This window comes from Micromonospora sp. WMMD754 (assembly GCF_049315235.1).
Classification (GTDB): Bacteria; Actinomycetota; Actinomycetes; order Mycobacteriales; family Micromonosporaceae; genus Micromonospora; species Micromonospora sediminicola.
Genome location: NZ_CP186058.1, coordinates 5,557,490 through 5,572,503 on the forward strand (window position 1 = coordinate 5,557,490; position 15,014 = coordinate 5,572,503).

Annotated in this window: 13 protein-coding genes; 10 read left to right on the forward strand and 3 right to left on the reverse strand. The window is 75.1% G+C overall.

Going from position 1 to position 15,014, the window contains the following annotated elements; all coding sequences use genetic code 11:
* Positions 1-142: 142 nt before the first annotated feature.
* From ACN27B_RS26120 to ACN27B_RS26150, 7 genes are all read left to right on the forward strand, one after another.
* Positions 143-1,849 carry a S8 family serine peptidase gene (locus ACN27B_RS26120; protein ID WP_422741777.1) on the forward strand — a complete coding sequence of 569 codons (1,707 nt, stop codon included), beginning with the start codon at positions 143-145 and terminating at the stop codon, positions 1,847-1,849.
* Positions 1,850-1,899: 50 nt separating this feature from the next.
* Positions 1,900-2,457, forward strand: a complete 558-nt coding sequence (locus tag ACN27B_RS26125) for a hypothetical protein (RefSeq protein ID WP_422741778.1) — start codon at positions 1,900-1,902, stop codon at positions 2,455-2,457.
* A 61-nt stretch (positions 2,458-2,518) separates the two neighbouring features.
* The gene (smpB, locus tag ACN27B_RS26130; RefSeq protein WP_099160817.1) at positions 2,519-3,010 is read left to right on the forward strand and encodes an SsrA-binding protein SmpB; all 492 of its coding nucleotides are present in this window, start codon (positions 2,519-2,521) and stop codon (positions 3,008-3,010) included.
* 113 nt (positions 3,011-3,123) lie between these two features.
* Entirely contained in the window at positions 3,124-3,561 is a 438-nt protein-coding gene (locus ACN27B_RS26135; RefSeq protein WP_422741779.1) for a VOC family protein, read from the forward strand.
* A gap of 60 nt (positions 3,562-3,621) precedes the next feature.
* Complete coding sequence (locus ACN27B_RS26140) at positions 3,622-4,197, forward strand: winged helix-turn-helix domain-containing protein (RefSeq protein WP_099160815.1); 576 nt, start codon at positions 3,622-3,624, stop codon at positions 4,195-4,197.
* Positions 4,194-5,456, forward strand: coding sequence for an MFS transporter (locus ACN27B_RS26145; protein ID WP_422741780.1), 1,263 nt, complete (start codon positions 4,194-4,196; stop codon positions 5,454-5,456). The genes ACN27B_RS26140 and ACN27B_RS26145 overlap by 4 nt, the downstream gene beginning before the upstream one ends.
* Positions 5,457-5,609: 153 nt before the next feature.
* Positions 5,610-6,845, forward strand: coding sequence for a ricin-type beta-trefoil lectin domain protein (locus ACN27B_RS26150; protein WP_422741781.1), 1,236 nt, complete (start codon positions 5,610-5,612; stop codon positions 6,843-6,845).
* 28 nt (positions 6,846-6,873) lie between these two features.
* Here ACN27B_RS26150 and ACN27B_RS26155 read toward each other — a convergent pair whose 3' ends face one another.
* Both ACN27B_RS26155 and ACN27B_RS26160 read right to left on the reverse strand, forming a co-directional pair.
* On the reverse strand, positions 6,874-7,131 hold the full coding sequence (locus ACN27B_RS26155; RefSeq protein WP_422741782.1) for a flavin reductase: 258 nt from the start codon (positions 7,129-7,131) through the stop codon (positions 6,874-6,876).
* Positions 7,128-7,457: a hypothetical protein gene (locus ACN27B_RS26160; RefSeq protein ID WP_422741783.1), complete on the reverse strand. Its 330-nt coding sequence runs from the start codon at positions 7,455-7,457 to the stop codon at positions 7,128-7,130. The genes ACN27B_RS26155 and ACN27B_RS26160 overlap by 4 nt, the downstream gene beginning before the upstream one ends.
* A 123-nt stretch (positions 7,458-7,580) precedes the next feature.
* Here ACN27B_RS26160 and ACN27B_RS26165 point away from each other — a divergent pair, with 123 nt between their 5' ends.
* The 3 genes from ACN27B_RS26165 to ACN27B_RS26175 are packed head-to-tail and all read left to right on the forward strand — an operon-like array spanning position 7,581 to position 9,105.
* Positions 7,581-8,327: a Scr1 family TA system antitoxin-like transcriptional regulator gene (locus ACN27B_RS26165; RefSeq protein ID WP_422746075.1), complete on the forward strand. Its 747-nt coding sequence runs from the start codon at positions 7,581-7,583 to the stop codon at positions 8,325-8,327.
* Complete coding sequence (locus ACN27B_RS26170; protein ID WP_422741784.1) at positions 8,315-8,509, forward strand: DUF397 domain-containing protein; 195 nt, start codon at positions 8,315-8,317, stop codon at positions 8,507-8,509. Before ACN27B_RS26165 ends, ACN27B_RS26170 begins: the two co-directional genes overlap by 13 nt.
* Before the next feature lie 5 nt (positions 8,510-8,514).
* Positions 8,515-9,105, forward strand: a complete 591-nt coding sequence (locus ACN27B_RS26175) for a GNAT family N-acetyltransferase (RefSeq protein ID WP_422741785.1) — start codon at positions 8,515-8,517, stop codon at positions 9,103-9,105.
* A gap of 106 nt (positions 9,106-9,211) precedes the next feature.
* On the opposite strand, the gene ACN27B_RS26180 is transcribed toward ACN27B_RS26175, so the two are convergent.
* On the reverse strand, positions 9,212-14,992 hold the full coding sequence (locus ACN27B_RS26180; RefSeq protein ID WP_422741786.1) for a TIR domain-containing protein: 5,781 nt from the start codon (positions 14,990-14,992) through the stop codon (positions 9,212-9,214).
* Positions 14,993-15,014 lie beyond the last annotated feature (22 nt).

The following is a 15,014-nucleotide window of genomic DNA, read 5'->3' on the forward strand; positions in this document are numbered from 1 at the left end:
CACACTCCGGATCGGACCGACGGGTCGGTCCGCAGCTCACCGGACCATCGTTCACTTTCGCAAGTTTCCGGAAATCCTTTCTTATCAAGACTGTCCACTTGCAAGCCTTGAAAGATTTTCCAAGCGCTCCTAGCGTGATGGCGTGCTTCGTCGCCTCGCCCTCCCGCTCGCGGTGGTCGTCCTCGCCACCGTCCCCGCGCCGGCCCCGGCGGTCGCCGGGCCCCCGCCGGCCGCTGCGCCCGCGTTCCTGGTGCGACCGGCCGCCGGCCCGGCCGCGCTCACCGACGACCTCGCCGCGGTGGGGCGGGCCGACGGCGTCCGGCTGGCCGTCCGGCGCACGCTCGCCACCGGTGACCTGCTGGTGCGCGCCGACCACGCCCTGCCCGCCCGCGGCGTGGCGGCGCTGCTCGACCGGCTGCGCGCCCGCGCCGACGTGGCCTGGGCCGGCCAGGAGACCCGACTGCGCGCCGACACCGACCCGGTCCCGCCCGTCGCGTGGGACCTGCACGACCCGGTCGGCGGCGTGTACGCGGACGCCGCCTGGGCCACCGGCGCGGACGGCGCCGGCGTGACCGTCGCGGTGCTCGACACCGGTGTCACCCGGCACCACGGCCTGGCCGGGCGGCTGCTCCCCGGCTACGACTTCGTCAGCGCGCCGGACGACGCCCGCGACGGCGACGGACGCGACCCGGACGCCACCGACCAGGGCGACTGGGCCGAGCCGGGCGACTGCGGCGCGGAGTTCCGCCCGAGCAGTTGGCACGGCACCCACGTCGCGGGCACCGTCGCGGCGCGCGACGAGAGTGGGGTGGCCGGGCTCGCCCCCGGTGCGCGGATCCAGCCGGTGCGCGTCCTGGGCCGGTGCGGTGGCACCACCGCCGACCTGGTCGACGCGATCGTCTGGGCCGCCGGCGGACGCGTGCCGGGGGTGCCGGACAACCCCACCCCCGCCCGGGTGCTCAACCTCAGCCTCGGTGCGCCCGGCTCGTGCGACCCGGCCACGCAGGCCGCGATCGACGACGCCGTGGCGCGGGGCGCGACAGTGGTGGTGTCCGCCGGCAACGCCGGCGCCGACGCCGCCCAGCAGACGCCGGCGAGCTGCGCCGGGGTGCTCACGGTCGCGGCCAGCACCGTCGACGGCGAACGGGCCGGCTACTCCAACCGGGGTACGGCGGTCGAGCTGGCCGCCCCCGGCGGCGATCGGGAGCACGGCGTACGGTCCACCGTCGACACCGGACGCACCGTGCCCGAGGGCGACGGCTGGGCGGCGTACGCCGGCACGAGCATGGCCGCGCCGCACGTCAGCGCCGCCGTGGCGCTGCTGCTCGACCGCCGCCCCGACCTGCGTCCCGCCGAGGCGGCGGCGCTGCTCACCGCGACCGCCCGGCCCAGCGCCCGACCCGACGAGTGCCGCTGCGGCGCCGGCGTGCTCGACGTCGACCTGGCGTTGCGCGCCGCCACCGGCCGACCCGGCGCGACCACCCGCCTGCTGGTGCGGGCCGGGGTGCGCCCCGGCGAGCCGACGGTCGAGAACGCCGGGGTACGCCTGGCCGGCACGCTGAGCCGGCTCGGCACCGGCCTGCCGGACTGGGATCCGTCCGGCGTGCCGCTGCGCCCGGTCGACCGGACCGGCCCGTACCGCACGGTGCTCACCGTGCCGGCCGGGACCGAGCTGGCCTACAAGTACACGCTCGGCGACTGGGCGCACGTGGAGCAGACCTGGACCGACAGCGACGCCGGCTGCGGCGACGTCGCCGACCGGACGGTCACCGCCGGCGCGCCCGGCACCGTCCAGGTCGTCGCCGATCTCACCACCGGATTCCGGGGCGTCCCGCCCTGCGACCGCTGACCACCGCACCGCCACCACCACCGCCTCACCCCGTGACCGGAAGGACGACCATGCGACGCACAGTGCGCGCACTGCTCACCACGCTGGCCCTGCTCGCCACCGCGCTCGGCGGACCCGCCGCGGCGCACGCCTCCCCGCCGCCCCCGCAGGAGCTGGGCGGCCTCGACCTCGGCGCGTACTGCCGGTCGCTCGGCGCGGCCGACGCGGTGCTGACCGGTCAGACCGCGTACGACTGGCACTGCCGGGGCGGCGACGGCCGCCTCGGCGACCTGACCTTCGAGGCGGCGTGCCGATGGACGTACCGGACCGACGCGGCGACGGACCGGATCGGCGACTTCTACGATCCGACCTCGGTGCGCTGCTGGCGGGTCCGCGCCGACGTGGTGACGCCGGACCTGACCCGCTGGTGCCAGGTCACCGGCAACTCCACCGCGGAGCTGCGCGGCGGCACGGTCTACGACTGGCGCTGCGTGCGCTACAGCCGGGCCGGCGTGACCTACTCCGACATCGACGTGCTGGCCGCCTGCCGGGAGACCACCCTCGGGTACGCGACCGTCGAGCGCTTCGTCCGCTTCGGCGACCCGTACTCCTGGCAGTGCCGGGTCTGATCCTCCCCACCACGCCCGCCGGCGTCGGCTCCGTGCCGGCGCCGGCGGGTATCCTGCCGGCGTGGCCAGGGAGAACGGGCGCAAGCTGATCGCCTCGAACAAGAAGGCGCGGCACGACTACGACGTGCTCAAGACCTACGAGGCGGGCATCGTGCTGGCCGGCACCGAGGTGAAGTCGTTGCGCGAGGGTCGGGTGTCGCTGGTCGACGCGTTCGCCCAGGAGCACGACGGCGAGATCATGCTGCACGGCCTGCACATCGCCGAGTACGGCTTCGGCACCTGGACCAACCACGCGCCCCGGCGCACCCGCAAGCTGCTGCTGCACCGGGTGGAGATCGCCCGGATCCTGGAACGGCTGCGCGACGGCGGGATCACGCTGGTGCCGCTGTCGATGTACTTCGCGGACGGCTGGGCCAAGGTCGAGCTGGGGCTGGCCCGGGGCCGCCGCTCGTACGACAAGCGCCAGGTGCTCGCCGAGCGCGACGCCAACCGGGAGATCGCCCGGGAGATGGGACGCCGCCTCAAGGGCCGTACGGTCGGCCGCCGCGCCTGATCGATCCGCCACGTGTTGCGGACAGTTCCTGTCCGCTGGCTCCGGCAAGCTGGACGGCGACCGATCACACGCGCCGCCGCCTCGCCGGCGGACCGGACGGAAGGCGAGCTGAGATGGCCCGCGACGTGCAAATCACCTTCGACTGCGCCGACCCGGCGAAGCTGGCGGCGTTCTGGGCCGAGGCGCTCGGCTACCGGGTCCAGGGCCCGCCCGAGGGCTTCGACTCGTGGGAGCAGGCCCTGACCGCGATGGGTGTGCCGCCGGAGCGGCACAACGACGCGTCGGCGGTGGTCGACCCCGAGGGCGCCGGTCCGCGGCTGTTCTTCCAGCGGGTGCCGGAGCCGAAGCGGGCCAAGAACCGGGTGCACCTGGACGTGCGGGCCGCGCCGGGGCTCACCGGCGAGGCCCGGATGGCGGCGCTGGAGGCGGCGGCCGACCGGCTGGTCGCGCTCGGCGCGACCCGGGGGGACCGGCACGAGCCCGCGCCCCCGCTGGCCGCCGGCCACATCGTGATGACCGACCCGGAGGGCAACGAGTTCTGCCTCGACTGATCGAGGCGGCGACATACAACACTCCTTGTACATCACTTCTTGTTGGTCTAGCGTGGCGGCATGGCGGACGATCCGAGCACCGTGCACCTGACCGACGCGCGGGCCATGCGGGCGCTGGCCCATCCCACCCGGCTGCGTCTGCTCGGCGAGCTGCGCCGGCGCGGTGCGCAGACCGTCGGCCTGCTGAGCGAACACACCGGCGAGGCGGTCGGCTCGGTCAGCTACCACCTGGGCAAGCTGGCCGAGCACGGCTTCGTGACGGAGGCGCCCGACCTGGCCCGCGACCGTCGCGAGCGGTGGTGGCAGGCGGCGCACGCCCGCACCCAGTGGGAACCGGTCGAGCTGCTCGACGACCCGGAGCGCCGGCTCGCCTCCGACCTGTTGCGCCGGGCCGCCATGCAGCGCTACGTGGACCGCTACCTGGCATACCTGGAGTCCGAGGCCGACCTCGACCGGGCCTGGGTGCGCGGCACCACCAGCAGCGACACGGTGCTGCACCTGACCCCGGACGAGCTGGTGGAGCTGCGCCGGGAGCTGTCCGAGCTGGGCGCCCGGTGGCAGGCACGCGGCGCGCCCGGGCGGCCGGGCGCGGAGATGGTGACGCTGATCTGGCAGGCCTACCGGGGCCCGCGGTGACGCGCGACCGCCGGCCGCTGGCCGGGCTGCTGATCGGGCACGCCGTCTCGCTGACCGGCAACGTGCTGACGTTGATCGCGCTGCCGCTCTACGTGCTGGCCGAGACCGGCTCGCCGGCGGCCACCGGGCTCGCTGGCGCGTTCGCCACCGCGCCGGTGATCCTCGGCGGCGCGTTCGGCGGCGTGCTGGTCGACCGGATCGGCTACCGCCGGTCCAGCGTCCTGGCCGACGTGGTCTCCGGCGTGACGATCGCCGCCGTACCCCTGTTGCACGCCACCGTCGGCCTGCCGTTCCCGGCATTGCTGGCGCTGGTCTTCGTCAGCGGGCTGCTGGACACCCCGGGCCAGACCGCCCGGACCGCGCTGATGCCGGAGGCCGCGGCCGCCGCCGGGGTGCCGATCGAGCGGGCGATCGGTTGGGAGGAGGCGACCTCGCGCGGTGCCCGCATGATCGGCGCGCCGGTCGCCGGCCTGCTGGTCGGCGTGCTGGGCGCGGTGCCGGTGCTGGCCATCGACGCGGTGACGTTCGCCGTGTCGGCGCTGGTCGTGGCGCTGCTGGTGCCGCGCGGCATGCGCCCGGCCGCCGAGGAGCCGGAGCCCGACCGGCGCGGCTACTGGCCGGAGTTCGCGGCCGGGCTGCGGTTCCTGGTCCGCGAGCCGCTGCTGCGGGCGATGGTCCTGCTGGTGCTGGTGACCAACCTGTTCGACGCGGCCAAGAGCCAGGTGCTGCTGCCGGTGGTCGCCGACCGGGAACTCGGCGGGCCGGCCGCGTTCGGCCTGCTGGTGGGCACCATGGGCGGGGGCGCGCTGGTCGGCTCGCTGGTGTTCAGCGCCATCGGCCACCGGCTGCCCCGCCGGGCCACGTTCGTCACCGCCTTCGCGGTGTGCGGCGCGCCGCCGCTGTGGGCGCTCGCCGCCGCGCCGCCGCTGCCGGTGGTGGTCGCGGTGGTGGCGGTGGCCGGGCTGGCCGCCGGCGCGCTCAACCCGCTGATGGGCGCGGTGGAGGTGGAGCGGGTGCCGCCGGGCATGCGGGCCCGGGTGTTCGGGGTGATCGGCGCCGGCGCGTGGGCGGCCATGCCGGTCGGCGCGGTCGGCGCGGGCCTGGCGGCCGACCGGTTCGGTCCCACGTCCACGCTGGTCACCATCGGCGCCTGCTACCTGCTGGTGGTGCTGACGCCGCTGCTCGGCGGGCCGTGGCGGGAGATGCGCCGACCGCCGTCGGCGCGGGATCGACAGCCGGTGCCGGCCGACGCCGCCTGACGACCGGCACGCATCGACGGGGAGCGCTCTCTTGACAGGGGACGGCTTCGTTCATACCTTCATCGAAGCCTATCTTTATGGTTTGTTTACCGTTCGGCGGGCCCGGCCGCCGGCACGGGAACGACCCACCCCCACCACCGCAGGAGGCACCCCGTGCGCAGCATCCGTAGCGTCGCCGCACTGGCGATGGCGGCGGTCGGCCTCACCGCCGCCCTCACCATCGTTCCGAGCACCCCCGCGGTGGCCGCCCCCGGCGCGGTCACCTGGTCCGACGACTTCAACGGCCCGGCCGGCGCCGCACCCGACGCGAGCAGGTGGCGCTACGACGTCGGCGGCAGCGGTTGGGGCAACAACGAGTTGCAGTACTACACCACCAGCACCCGCAACGCCGCGCTCGACGGCAACGGCAACCTGGTCATCACCGCCCGCAAGGAGAACCCGGCCGGCTACAACTGCTGGTACGGCAGCTGCCAGTACACCTCGGCCCGCCTGCTCACCAACGGCACGTTCGCCCAGGCGTACGGGCGGTTCGAGGCCCGCATCAAGGTCCCGCGCGGGCAGGGCCTGTGGCCGGCGTTCTGGATGCTCGGCAACGACATCGGCACCAACCCGTGGCCCAACAGCGGCGAGATCGACATCATGGAGAACGTCGGCTACGCGCCGTCCACCGTGTGGGGCACCCTGCACGGCCCGGGCTACTCCGGCGGCAACGGCATCGGCGCGTCCACCTCGCTGCCCGGCGGGCAGGCCCTCGCCGACGCGTTCCACACGTTCACCGTGGACTGGGCGCCCGACTCGATCACCTGGTATCTCGACGGCGTCGCGTACTCCCGCAAGACCCCGGCCGACGCGGGCGGCAACCGCTGGGTCTTCGACCACCCGTTCTTCATGATCATGAACGTGGCGGTCGGCGGCAACTGGCCCGGCTCGCCGGACGGCTCCACCACGTTCCCGCAGACCATGACGATCGACTACGTCCGGGTGCAGGCCTGGGACAACGGCGGCGGAGGCACCGGCGGCCAGATCGTCGGCTACGGCGACAAGTGCGTCGACGTGGCCGGCGCCAACACCGCCAACGGCACCGCCGTGCAACTGTGGACCTGCAACGGCACCGCCGCCCAGCGCTGGACCTGGAACGCCGACGGCTCGGTGCGCGCGCTCGGCAAGTGCCTCGACGTCACCTCCGGCTCGACTGCCAACGGCGCCAAGGTGCAACTGTGGGACTGCAACGGCACCGGAGCGCAGAAGTGGGTGTTCAGCTCCGCCGGCGACATCGTCAACCCGCAGGCCAACAAGTGCCTGGACGCCACCGGCCCCAGCTCGGCCGACGGCACCCGGCTGCAGATCTGGGAGTGCGGCGGCACCGCCAACCAGAAGTGGCGGCGCTGACCCGATCCCGGGCCGGGGCGGGCGGCGCTCACCGCCCGCCCCGGCGTCTCACCCAACCGACGAAACGCCGGTAACGGTCGACCGCCTGCCCGCCCCGCGCCGGGGCGGGCAGGTCCGCCTCGGCCTGCGCGTACAGCGTGGCCAGATGGACCAGCAGCGCGGGGCGGGCCTCCCGGTAGGCCGCGAGCAGCCGCAGCTTCGCCGGCGAGCACGGCCAGGCGATCCCGCACGCCCGGCACCGCCAGGTCGGCCGCGACGGGACGTGCTCCCGGCGACCCCGGCTCACCGCAGCCTCAGCGCGACCGCGCGCGCCTCCTCGTCGGTCAACGGCAGGAACCACAGGAACCGCCGCACGATCTGCGGCGATTGCGGCCCACCGGGACGGCCGCGCAGGTCACGGATCGCCCGCCGGGCCAGCCGGACGAACTCCGGCAGCAGCTCCGCCCGCCGCGCCGCGTCCGTGGGCGTCGCCGTCCACGCCGGACACGGCCAGTCCGCGCCGCACGCGTCGCACACCCAGGCCGGGCCGGTCGCCCGGTGCCGGCCCGGCGATCCGTCCCGCTCCCCCTCGGGTACGTCCGGCCCCACCACGCGGGCCCGCTCCTCCGGCATCGACCGTCCCCTCTCGTCGCGGCGACATGCCGTCGACCGGAACCCTGCCGAGCGTTGCGGGACAATCACACTGCGTTGCAGGATGGCTGCGGGATGCCCGGGATGTTCGAGGAGGACGTCAGGATGAACCGCGCCGTGGCGGCCGCGATGGCCGAGGCGGGCCACACCGCCGAAAGCCTCGCCGAGCGGGTCGGCGTCGACCCGAAGACCGCGGCCCGCTGGGCCAGCCAGGGCCGTATCCCGCAGACCAGGCACCGCGCCCAGGTCGCCGAACTGCTCGGCCGGGACGCTGCGGAACTGTGGCCGGACGCGCTCAAGCGCAAGGAACCGGCCTGGTTCCGCCCCTGGGCCGACATCGAACGAGAAGCGACCGCCCTACGCTGGTACGAGTCCAGCGTCCTGCCCGGGCTGCTACAGACGCCGGCCTACGCTCTCGCCGTCCTCCGCAGTGGACCCCTCTTCGCGGACGCGGACGCGCTCCTGGAAGCACGCCTCGGTCGGCAGGCAGCCCTGCTCGATCGGCCGCGTCCGCCACTGATGGTCTTCGTGATCGACGAGTCCGCGCTCCGGCGGGGCGATCCCGAGGTCATGCACCCGCAACTGGACCACCTCGTCGACCTCGCCGGCCGCCGGCACGTGATGGTGCACGTCCTTCCCCTGCGTGCCGGCCTCCATCCCGGTCAGGCCGGGCCGTTCATCATCGCCAGCACACCGGACGGGGAGGACGTCGGTCACCTCGACGACCAGGCCGCCGGGCGGATCACGAATGACGTTGCGGCGCTCTGGGCGGTCTGGGATACCGTGAGGTCCGTTTCGCTCCCGCGAGACCAGACCATCGATTTCCTGAGAGCCCGATCATGGATGAACTGACCGGCGCGCGCTGGCGCACCAGCACTCGGAGCAGTTCCAACGGTGGTGCCTGCGTCGAGGTGGCCGACGGCGTGGCCGGGGTGGTCGGCGTGCGCGACTCGAAGGATCGGAGCGGACCGGTCCTCGTCTTCACGCCGCCGGCCTGGCGGGCGTTCGTCGCCCACCTCGCGCCCCGACGCTGACGCCGATGAGCGGGTTCACCCCCGGGACGATCCACACCGCGCGCCTGCTCCTGCTGCCGTTGTGCGCCGACCACGCCGAGGAGATGGCCGGCGTGCTCGCCGACCCGGCGCTGCACACCTTCATCGGCGGCGCGCCCGCCGCGGCGACGGCGCTGCGGGCCCGCTACGAACGGCTGGTCGCCGGCTCGCCCGACCCGGCCGAGTCGTGGTGCAACTGGGTGATCCGGGTACGCGACTCGGGCCACCTCGCCGGCACCGTGCAGGCCACCGTCACCGAGCCCCACGGGTCGGCACCGGACGGCGCGACGGGCGGCGCGCGGGCGGTCGGCCACCGGCACCTCACCGACGCGGACCCGGCCGCCGCCGGGCCGGTCGCGGAGATCGCCTGGGTGGTGGGCACCCCCTGGCAGGGGCGCGGGATCGCCACCGAGGCCGCCCGCGCGATGGCCGGCTGGCTGGGGCGGGGCGGGGTGCGTACCCTCGTGGCCCACATCCACCCCGACCACCGCGCGTCGGCGGCGGTGGCCACGGCCTGCGGCCTGGCCCCCACCGACGTGTGGCACGACGGCGAGGTCCGCTGGGTCGGCCCGGCATGATCGACACCAGGTCGCCGACGTGGCGGGGTCGAACGCGCCAGGACCCCGCCACCTCGCCGACCCGGAGTGGATCAAGCCCGGACCGTCGCGACCGGGGCCAGCGGGGTCAGAAGGGGGCGTCGATGGCCAGGCGGCGGACCTGGGTGAGGTAGGGGTCGAGTTCGCCGACCTCGAACCGGCAGGTGCCGATGACGTGCCAGAACTGGCCGCCCGGGTCACCGTCCAGCTTGTACCGGCCGTCCGGGCTGACCGCCGCCCAACCGTCCGGCAGGCCGATCAGCGTGGTCCGCAACTGGGCGTGCTCCGGGTCGGCCACGTCCCACAGTCGGATGGTGCCGTCGTCGCCGGCGCTGGCCAGGAGGCTGCTGTCCGGGCTGAAGTGCACCGACCAGACCCGCCGGGTGTGCGCCGCGAGGGTGCCGTGCAGCCGCCCGGTGCCCGGGTCCCAGAGGCGGATCACCAGGTCGTCGCCGGCGGTGGCGAGCAGGTTGCCGTCCGGGCTGAACGCGCAGGACCAGAGCCGACCGGTGTGCTCGGTGAGCACGGTGCGCGCCTCCCCGGTGGCCACGTCCCACACCACCGCGGTGCCGTCGTTGCCGGCGCTGGCCAGCAACGTGCCCTCGCTGTTGAAGCCGACCGAGTAGACCCGGTCGGTGTGGTGCTCCAACGTCATCCGGCAGGTGGCGGTGGCCGCGTCCCACAGCCGTACCGTCTGGTCGTCGCAGCCGGTGGCGATGGTCTCGCCGTCGGGGCTGAACGCCACGGTGCGCACGCGGCCCCGGTGCGGGGTGAGCGTGGCGAAGTGCCGGCCGGTGCGGCGGTACCAGAGGCGGACGGTGTCGTCGTCGTTCGCGGTGGCCAGGGCGTCGCCGTCGGGACTGAACGCGACCGCCCAGACGTGGTCGGTGTCGACGTTGAGTTCCCGTTCGTCCGCGCCGGTGTCGGTGTTCCACAGGTGCACGCCGCCGTCGCCGCTGGGCGTGGCGACCAGCGGCTCCTCCGGGCAGAACACCACCGACAGCAGGCGGTCCGCCGGGCTGGCGAGCTGCCGCAGCAACCGGCCGGTCCGCGGCTCCCAGAGCCGGATCACCCCGTCGTTGCCGCAGGCCGCCAGAACCTCGCCGTCGTCCCGGAACGACAGCGCGGTGACCCGCCGCCCGTGCCCGCGCAAGGTGTGCTGGAGCTGCCCGCTGCGGACGTCCCACAGCCGGGTGGTGCCGTCGTTGCTGCTGGTCGCCACCTGCGCCTGGTCGGGCCGCCAGACCACCGGCCAGACCGAGCCGCGGTGCCGGGTCAGCTCGTGCCGCACCTGACCGTCGTCGGTGTCCCAGATCTGGATCGCGCCATCGCTGGCGGCGGTGGCGAGCAGGCTGCCGTCACCGTTGAAGCGGACACTGTAGATCGCGCCGCGCTGCCGGCCGAGCACCCGGACCGGCCGGCCGGTCTCGGTCTCCCACAGGCGCAGCGCGCCGTGCGTGTCGCCGGTGGCCATCAGCGTGCCGTCAGGGTGGACGTCCAAGGCGTACACGTCGGCCTCGTGGCCGCGCGGCTGGCGCACCGTCGCGCCGTCGGTGGCCCGCCGGACCCACACCCGGCCGTGCTGCCCCACGGCGACCAGCAGCCGGCCGTCCGGTGAGTGCACCACCCGGTAGACCACCTCCGGCTCGCGCACCTCGAACGCCAGCTTGCCGGTGTGGATGTCCCAGCCGCGCACCGCGCCGGCGCTGTCGGCGACCACCACCCGCCGGCCGTCCGGGCTGAACGAGGTGCCCCAGATCGGCGCGGCGTGCCCGGGCCACTCGTGGCGCATCCGTGCGGTACGGGTGTCGAAGAGCCGGACCACGCCGGCCGCGTCGCCGACCACCAGCCGGCCCCGGCGGCCGTCGGTGAGCAGCGGCCACACCCAGCCGGCGAAGACGTCCTCGATGACGTGCCGCACGTCGCCGTGGTCGGCGTCCCACAGCCGGACGGTGAGGTCGGCCGCGCCGGTGACGAGCTGGTGCGAGGCGGCGTCGTAGCGCACCGCGTAGACCCGGGACCGGTGCCCCGGCAACGTGCGCACCGGCAGCCCGGTGGCCGTGTCGCACAGCAGCACACCACCGTCGTCGCTGCCCACGGCGAGCACCGCGCCGTCCGGGCTGTACGCCACCGGCACCGGCAGCCGGCCCACCTCGAAGCCGTACCCGACGCCCACCGCGGGCGGGGCCAGGCCCGGCGCCACCGCACGGCCCGGCGCGACGACGGCGCCCCGCAGTTCCGGGGCCCGCAGCAGCGCCGCGTCCGCGCTGACGTCGATCAGCGCCGTCCGGTGCCACCTGCTGCCGGCGATCCGGGCCCCCCTCAGGTCGGCGCGGAACAGGCGGGCGCCGGCCAGCTCCGCGTCGCGCAGGTCCGCCCCGGCGAGGCGGGTCTGGTCCAGGCGGGCGCCGCGCAGCCGGGCGTGCTCCAGCCGCGCCTCGGTCAGGTTGGTGGCGACCAGCCGGGTGTCGGTCAGGTCGGCGCCGGTCAGGTCCGCCCCGGCCAGCTCCCGGTGGGACAGGTCCTCGCCGCGCAGCACCGCGCCGCGCAGGTCGGCCCGGTCGGGCAGGCGCAGCCGCGCGCTGAGCCGCAGCGCGTTGGCGCGCAGCGTCTCCCCGGCCGTCTCGTCGCCGAGCACCCGCGCCGTCCACGCGGTGCACCGGGCCGGGTCGGCGAGGTCGCCGAGGAACTCCACGGCCAGCGCGGACAACGACCGGACCGCCAGCGCGGCCGGCTCCTCGCCCCGGTTGAGCTGCTCGGCGACGCCCTCGGCGACCAGCCACTCCATCACCGAGGTGTGGATGAACCCGAACAGGCCGTCGTCGGTGCGCACCAGCAGGCTGCCGGCGCCGACCGCGTGCGCGGCCTGCGGCCCGGACAGCCGGGACTCGGCCCGCCCGGCGAGCTGGCCGGTGGCCTCGGTCAGCTCGGACAGCCGCAGGTAGGACTCGCCGCTCTCCCACAGCTGGAACGCCAGCCGGCTCACCGCCTGCCACAGCTCGGGCCGGCGCAGGTTCACCGGCGCCCCCGGGATGCCCTGGGTGCGCCGTTCCTCGAAGTCCAGCCAGGACTCCAGGATCTCCCGGTAGAGGGCGGCGGCGCTGAACGTGCCACCGGCCCCCGCGACGGCGGCCAGCCGGCCCTCGTCGAGGTTGGCGATGAAGCCGAGCATGCGCGGGTTACGGGAGAGGCCGAGCAGGTCCTTCACGCCGGCGAGCAGGTTCAGCCGCTCCCGGGCGGCCTGCTCGTCGCCGCCGTAGCGGTTGCGCAGGAACGCCTCGATCTGGCCGGGCGTGAAGTCCTCCACGGCCAGCACCCGGCGGTGCGGCAGCAGACCGACCCGCTCGCCCAACGCGGTCAGCACCTGCGAGTTGGTCTTGAAATGCTGGGTACGGCTGCTCACCACGATCTTCGCGTTGCCCTCGGCCGCCTGGAGCAGCGTCTCCAGGTGGTCGGCCGCCCGGTCGTAGGTCACCCGGGCCACCAGCTCGTCGAACCCGTCGAAGAGCAGCACGATCCGGCCCTGCCGCAGCATGTAGCGGAACGCCTTGAGGTCGATCACCTGCTCGCCGTGGTTGGCCAGGTGCGCGGCGACCAGGCCGTCGACGGAGTGCGCCTTGTCCAGCGCGCGCAGCTCGACCAGGATCGGGATCAGGTCCGGCGCGGCGGTGGGCAGCCGGCGGGCCACCTCACGCAGCGCGAACGTCTTCCCGCGCCCGAAGTCGCCGAGCACCAGCACGAACCGGCCGTCCGGGGCGGACACGGTCTCCAGCAGCTCGTCCACCACGTCGTCGCGGACCCGCTGGTCGGCGCCGACCAGGTGGCGGTAACGCTGCGGCACGTACTGCCCGGGCGGGTAGAGCCGGTCGGCCTGCAGCCGGGCGGTCTGCGCGGCGACGTAGTCGCGCAGGTCGAGCAGACCCTGGAACTCGGTCAGGTGCAGCAGCCGTACGCCGCGCCGCTGCGCCTCCTCGGCCAGCCCGCGCGGCGCCCGGTCGCCGTCGTAGACCAGCTCGGAGCCGAGGTCCGGGTCGGTGGCGTGGACCCGGCGGGCGAACCGGTCCACGTCGGCCGGCCCGGGGGTGCCCACGTGCGCGCCGACCCGCTGCTGCCGGACGACGCCGTCGGAGCGGTAGCTGACGTACAGGTGCGGCGGGTCGGCGTCGATCCGGCGCACCACCACCCGGTCGTAGCGGGCCTCGCAGACCTCACCGAGGCGGTCGAGCAGCAGGTCCACCGGCGACCGCGGCGTCGCCACCGGGACGGCGGGCTCGCTCTGGGTGGGCCCCTCCACGGCGGCCGGACGGCGCGGGTCGGGCACCTGGGCCGGCCCGGCCGCGCCGAAGGTGGCCTCGGCCCGCGGCCAGCTCACCGCCGTCGACTCGCCGACCTCCAGCCGGTCGTCGCGGCCGAGCACCCACCGGGTCATCCCGTCCGCGCCGAGCCGCAGCACCTGCGCCCGGGCGTCACGGGGCGCGGTGGCCAGGGGCACCACCGGGTCGACCCGGGCGGCCGGCGCGGCGTCGGAGAGCAGCAGGTTGAGCATCGGGCCGACGAGCCGGTTGACCGAGCCCCGGTCGCGCAGCGACACCCCGTCCGGCGGGGCCTCGTCGGCGTACGGGCTGCGCGGGCCCGGGGCGTGCGCCATCGCGCCCAGCCGCAGCCACCCGGACTGCTGGTAGTGGCGCAGCCGCTGGGCGAACCAGCTGGACTGTGCCTCGCCGAGGAAGCCGTACCGGTCCTCCTCGCGGTGGGTGATGGCGATGGTGGAGTTCAGCCCGGCCACCACCACCCGCAGGTCGGGCACGCCGAACAGCGTCCACGGCTGTTCGCTGTCGAAGATCCGGTCGTCGAGACCCTGGTAGAGCTCGTCGAAGAGGCGCGCGTAGTGCCGCCACTTGGGCCAGTACGGCGGCTGCGGGTCGACGTCGTCGGCCTCGCAGGTGGCGAAGTAGGCCCGGCAGGCGGCCATCGTCACGTCCCGCGGGCCGGGCACCACGACGAGGCGGTGCGGCTCCAGCCCGAGCAGCACGCGCAACCCGGTGAGGAAGCTCAACGCGTCGGAGAACTCGCGCGGGCTGCCGGACTCGGTCAGGTTGCCGGCCACCACGAGCAGGTCGGGCCGGGGCACCCCGTCGTTCATCAGCAGCGTCAGGTCACCCATCAGGTGCTCCTGGCGTTCGCCCGGGGTGACCGGGTCACCCGGGGAGATCACCCCCCGGCCGAACCGGGGGCCGGCGACCTGGAGCACGGTGACGGTGTCGCGGGCCGTCGGTGGCGCGACCGCGGCCGGCGGGAACGGCGGCGGGTTGATCGGCGTACGGCGGGCGCGGCGCTGGGCGGGCGCGCCGCCGGCGGGGGCGGCGAGCACGCCGTGCGGGTCGTCGGGGTGGTGCGGGAAGGCCGGCTGCCGCATCGGCTTGGCCCGACCGTCGAGCGCCTCCCGGATCCGGTCCAGCACCCGGGCGCGCGCCTGCGCCGGGTCGTCCACCCCGACCAGGTCGACGTAGGTGATGGTGGCGAGCAGGCCGTCGATGGGGCAGTCCTCCACCCGCACGGTGACCAGCTTGTTGCCGGTGCCGTCCGGGTCGGCGCGCAGCGCCGCCTGCCACTCCAGCTTGCCGTACGTCGAGTGCAGGTAGCGTTCGGACAGCACCGCCACCACCACCTCGGCCTCACGGACCCCCCGGTCCATGAAGTCGATGAAGTTGGTGCCGGCGACGAAGTCCCACGCCTGGAGCAGGGTGCGGTAACCGGCGGCCTCGAACTCCCAGGCCAGCCACGTCGCCCAGCGTTCGTCGGCGGGCGAGTAGCTGATGAAGAAGTCGATGGGGCGGTCGGACCGGGTGGGGTGCGCGCCTACAGCCACGTGGTCATTATGGCCACCGACG

Excerpts from the sequence above, each read along its gene's own strand:
- ACN27B_RS26170 (WP_422741784.1), top strand. The coding sequence starts at position 8,315 with ATGGATGAACTGACCGGCGCGCGCTGGCGCACCAGCACTCGGAGCAGT.
- ACN27B_RS26140 (WP_099160815.1), top strand. The coding sequence starts at position 3,622 with ATGGCGGACGATCCGAGCACCGTGCACCTGACCGACGCGCGGGCCATG.
- ACN27B_RS26160 (WP_422741783.1), bottom strand. The coding sequence starts at position 7,457 with ATGCCGGAGGAGCGGGCCCGCGTGGTGGGGCCGGACGTACCCGAGGGG.
- ACN27B_RS26165 (WP_422746075.1), top strand. The coding sequence starts at position 7,581 with ATGAACCGCGCCGTGGCGGCCGCGATGGCCGAGGCGGGCCACACCGCC.
- ACN27B_RS26175 (WP_422741785.1), top strand. The coding sequence starts at position 8,515 with ATGAGCGGGTTCACCCCCGGGACGATCCACACCGCGCGCCTGCTCCTG.
- ACN27B_RS26135 (WP_422741779.1), top strand. The coding sequence starts at position 3,124 with ATGGCCCGCGACGTGCAAATCACCTTCGACTGCGCCGACCCGGCGAAG.
- ACN27B_RS26125 (WP_422741778.1), top strand. The coding sequence starts at position 1,900 with ATGCGACGCACAGTGCGCGCACTGCTCACCACGCTGGCCCTGCTCGCC.